The organism is Actinosynnema sp. NPDC023658 (assembly GCF_040639995.1).
Lineage (GTDB): Bacteria > Actinomycetota > Actinomycetes > Mycobacteriales > Pseudonocardiaceae > Actinosynnema.
On sequence record NZ_JBFAAX010000504.1, the window covers coordinates 1 to 4,336 of the forward strand.

The following is a 4,336-nucleotide window of genomic DNA, read 5'->3' on the forward strand; positions in this document are numbered from 1 at the left end:
CCCGGGACGAGCCCGGAGCCCTGGCTCACGCGGCGGACCGGACCGTCATCGGCAGCCCACCGCGCACGCGCAGCGTGAGCATCGGCTCGCCGCGCACCTCGTAACCCGGCACCGTCGACAGGCGCAGCTCCCGCACCACGCTGGCGGCCACGATCGTCGCCTCCATCATCCCGAGGCCGCTGCCCACGCACACGCGCGGACCGGCGCCGAACGGGATGTAGGCGTACCGCGACCGACCGGACGAGCGGCCGGGGGAGAACCGGTCCGGGTCGAACCGGTCGGGCTCCTCCCAGAGACCGGGGTGCCGGTGCAGGGTGTACGGGCAGATCAGCACGTCCGCGCCGGCCGGCACGTGGTACCCGCCGATCACGTCGGCCTCACGGGTCACCCGCGGCAGGATCCACACCGGCGGGTACAGCCGCATGACCTCCTGGATCACCATCGTGGTGTAGCGCAGGCGCGGGATGTCCTGGAAGGTCGGCTGCCGGTCGCCCAGCACCTCGACCGCCTCGGCGTGCATCCGCTCCCACACCTCGGGGTGCTTGTCGGCCAGGTAGAACGTCCAGCTGAGCGTGCTCGCGGTGGTCTCGTGCCCGGCCAGCAGCAACGTCACCATCTCGTCGCGGATCCGCTGGTGCCCGGCGACCGGGTCGGGTTCCTGCTTGGTCGCCTCGACCAACCGGGACAGGATGTCGTCCCCGTCCTCGGTGGGGTTCGCGCGCCGCTCGTCGGCCAGCTGGGCGACGATGCGGTCCAGGTCGGCCCTGGCCCGGTGGAAGCGCCGCTGGATGGGCAGCGGCACCCAGTGGGGCACCGTGCTCAGCGACATCATCTCGAACATCGCCTGGTTCTGGACCGCCTCGAACGAGTGGCCGATGGACTCGAACTCACCGAGGTCGGCCTCCAGCAGGGCACGGCCGAGGACGCCGAGGGTCAGCCCGGTCATCTCCTCGCTGATGTCGATCGGCTCACCGCCGCGGTGCCCGCGCAGCTTGGCGACCAGCCCCGCGGCCTCCTGCGCGATCACGTCGGCCTTGCTCGCGATCCGCTTGGCCTGGAACACCGGCTGGATCGTCTTGCGCTGGGCCTTCCACTTCTCGCCCTCGCTGGTCAGCAGGCCGTCGCCGAGCGCGCGCCGGGCGTGGACCAGGCCGATGCCCTTGAGGAAGTTGCCGGGGTTGTCGGCCAGCACGTACTTGGCGTGGTCGGGGTGGTTGAAGAAGTACATCGACTTCGGACCGAGCCGCAGCCGGACGGCGTCACCGTACTTCTGCGACACCGACGTCATGACGGAGAGCCGGTCGCGGGCCATCCTGGCCAGCATGCTCAGCGTCTCGCTGCGGGGCGGGCCCGGCACCTCACGGCGCGGGCTCGTCGTGTCGACCGTGGTCATGCCTTCACATCCGCATCGCTGGTGAACGCCGCGGTGATCCGCTGGCGCCACACCTCGAACGCCGGGATACCGGGCTGCTCGGGGAGTTCGGCGACGGCGGCGGGCCGCGTGTCGTGGCACAGCCGTGCCGCCTCGTCGGGCGTCATGTCGCAGAACACCCGGGTCGCCAGGTGCGTGTGGTCGACGACCAGGCCCTGGTCCACCCGCGCGGTGGCGGCGAACGCGCTGCCCTGCGCGACGTTGGGCAGGTACTCGCCCACCCGGTCGGCGTACCACCGCAGCTCGCTCTCGGGCAGGCCGCCCGCGTAGGTGGCGGCCAACCCCGACCCCGCGAACAGGTCGGCGTGGCGCTCCTCCGCGAACGTCTCGATCAGGTCGGCCACGACCTTCGGGTCGGCGCCGCCGACGAACCACAGCGCCCGGCCGATGCCCTGGTCGATGCCGCGGGGGGAGTACCAGGCGTAGCCGTCGGTCGGCCACGGGAAGCTCGGCTCGCGGTACTGCTCGCGCACGTACTTCTCGGTGTGGAAGAACGCCTGGTGGAACCCGTATCCGTCGAGGGCGAGCCAGCGCAGCAGCGGGTCGTCCAGCCCCAGCTTGGACCAGCGGGCCCGCGGCACCCGGGCCATCGCCCAGCCGACGCCGACGATGACCATGTAGTCGTGGGCCTTGGCACGGCCCTCCAGGAACCGCCCGGTCCGCCCGCCGCGGCCGAACGGGAGCGCGTCGCGCACCGCGAAGCCCATCCCGGCGCCCTCGTAGGCGAAACCGCGGAACTTGTAGGGCATCTCCTCGAGCTTGCGCTCCGCCTCGATCGGCGTGCGCGACTCGGCGGCGAAGCCGTAGCCCTCCAGGAACGACCTGCCGACGGTTTCCAGCAGTTCCCGGGCGGTCTCGTCCTTGTAGTGGAAACCGCGCACGGACAGCTTCGTCGCGGAGATGTTGGGAGTCAGGATGCGGCGCCTGAGCGCCCCCCACCGGCTGGACAATGTTCGCTCCCTTCGTCCCGCCACGGTGGCCGCAGCGAATCGGACTGGTTGGAATGGTCGCGGCAACGGCGACCTGTCGCCTACTCCCAGCGTGCCTATCAGCGCACGTGGTGGCGCGATAGGCCGCGATGTCGGCATGATCGGAGAAGGGAGGGGCCCCGGATCGGCCGCGTTCGCGGTCGCGGGGCGATTCCGGTGCCGCTCGGCCGGTAGAACCGAGGGTTCCTCTCGTCGTGTCATCCCTGCGGTCCCGGGCCCACTCGGGGCAATGGGTGAGTAGCAAGGTCAACCCGGCCGGTGCGACGCTCGGCGCGTGGGTCGCAGAACCCTGCGCCCGAAGCGCCCAATCTTCGAGGACTGCTTATGACGGCTCAATATGACGACATCATCGTCGGCGCCGGATCGGCCGGTGCGGCGCTCGCGGCCCGGCTGACCGAGGATCCCGCGCGGCGCGTGCTGCTCTTGGAAGGCGGCCCGGACTACGCCGAGCCGGAGCAGCTGCCGGAGGAGATCTTCTACGGTCGCGCGATGTCGTTCGAGGGCAATGACTGGAGTTTCCGGGCGGACGTCCACGACGGCCGCAGGATCCGCTTCCCCCGGGGCAAGCTGGCCGGCGGCTCGTCCGCGGTCGGCGCGACGGTGGGGCTGCGCGGTGTGCCGGAGGACTACGACGACTGGGCCGCCGCCGGCAACCCGGCCTGGTCCTACTCGGAGGTGCTGCCCTACTTCCGCAAGCTGGAGAACGACTACGACTTCGGTGACAGCGAGTTCCACGGCGGCGGCGGTCCGATGCCGATCCGCCGGTGGAAGCCGGAGGAGCTGGCGCCGGTGCAGACGGCGTTCGTCGAGTCCTGCCTGGAGGCCGGCTTCCCCGAGGTGAAGGACCACAACCACCCCGAGGCGACGGGAGTCGGCTCGATCCCGTCCACCCGGCACGACCAGGTGCACCGGGCCACGACCGGGACGACCTACCTCCCGCTGATCCGGCAGCGGCCGAACCTGGAGATCAGGTCGCTCACCACGGTCGACCGGGTCGTGTTCGACGGCGCGAAGGCCATCGGCGTCATGGCGGCGGCCAAGGGCGGCTCCTACGAGCTCATCGAGGGCCGGCGGATCATCCTGGCGACCGGCGCCGTCGCGTCACCGATGATCCTGCTGCGCTCCGGCATCGGTCCCGCCGAGGACCTGCGCCGGCTGGGCATCGACGTCCGGGCGGACCTGTCCGGCGTCGGCGGCAACCTGGTCGACCACCAGCGCACCGGGGCGTTCCTGGTGCCGCAGCCGGGGGTGATCGACCCGACCGAGGCGTTCCTGCAGGAGATCCTGCGGACCACCTCGCCCATCTCCGGTGAGTTCAACGACCTGCAGTACTACATGGTCAACCACTTCTCGCTGTCGCACTTCCCGGAGTTGCAGATGCTGGCGGGCGCGACCGAGATCCTCGGCGTGATGGTGGTGTCGCAGCGCCCCGGCTCCCGCGGCCGGATCACGCTGCCCTCCGCCGACCCGTCGGCCAAGCCCGAGATCGTGCTGAACTTCCTCGACGACGAGCGCGAGATGGACATCCTCGTCGACGGCGTCCGCACGGCGTGGAAGCTGGCGCACCACCCGGACATCATGAAGCTCGGCCAGAGCTTCGTGGTGCTGCGGGACGCCATGATCGACAACGACGACATGGTGCGGCAGTACGTGAAGACCAGCCTGGACAGCGCCTACCACCCGGTCGGCACGGTCCGGATGGGCCCGGCCTCGGACCCGGACACGGTCGTGGACGAGCGGGGCGCGGTGCACGGCATCGAGTCCCTGTACGTCGCGGACTCGTCCATCATGCCGAGCACGGTGCGCGCCAACACCAACCTCACCTCGATCATGATCGGGGAGCGGATGGCGGACTTCCTGCGCGAGGGCTGAGAGCCCGGTACGGCGAAGCGGCTCCGGACCATCGGTCCGGAGC

3 protein-coding genes are annotated in these 4,336 nt (G+C 70.8%); 1 reads left to right on the forward strand and 2 read right to left on the reverse strand.

Going from position 1 to position 4,336, the window contains the following annotated elements:
- Positions 1-25: 25 nt before the first annotated feature.
- Together AB0G02_RS29970 and AB0G02_RS29975 are read right to left on the reverse strand one after the other, a co-directional pair.
- A complete protein-coding gene (locus AB0G02_RS29970; protein WP_360800494.1) occupies positions 26-1,393 on the reverse strand; it encodes a cytochrome P450 in 1,368 nt (455 codons plus the stop codon).
- A complete protein-coding gene (locus AB0G02_RS29975; protein ID WP_360800497.1) occupies positions 1,390-2,382 on the reverse strand; it encodes a DUF1702 family protein in 993 nt (330 codons plus the stop codon). The genes AB0G02_RS29970 and AB0G02_RS29975 overlap by 4 nt, the downstream gene beginning before the upstream one ends.
- A 363-nt stretch (positions 2,383-2,745) precedes the next feature.
- Here AB0G02_RS29975 and AB0G02_RS29980 point away from each other — a divergent pair, with 363 nt between their 5' ends.
- A complete protein-coding gene (locus AB0G02_RS29980) occupies positions 2,746-4,293 on the forward strand; it encodes a GMC family oxidoreductase N-terminal domain-containing protein (protein ID WP_360800500.1) in 1,548 nt (515 codons plus the stop codon).
- The last annotated feature ends 43 nt before the right edge of the window (positions 4,294-4,336 follow it).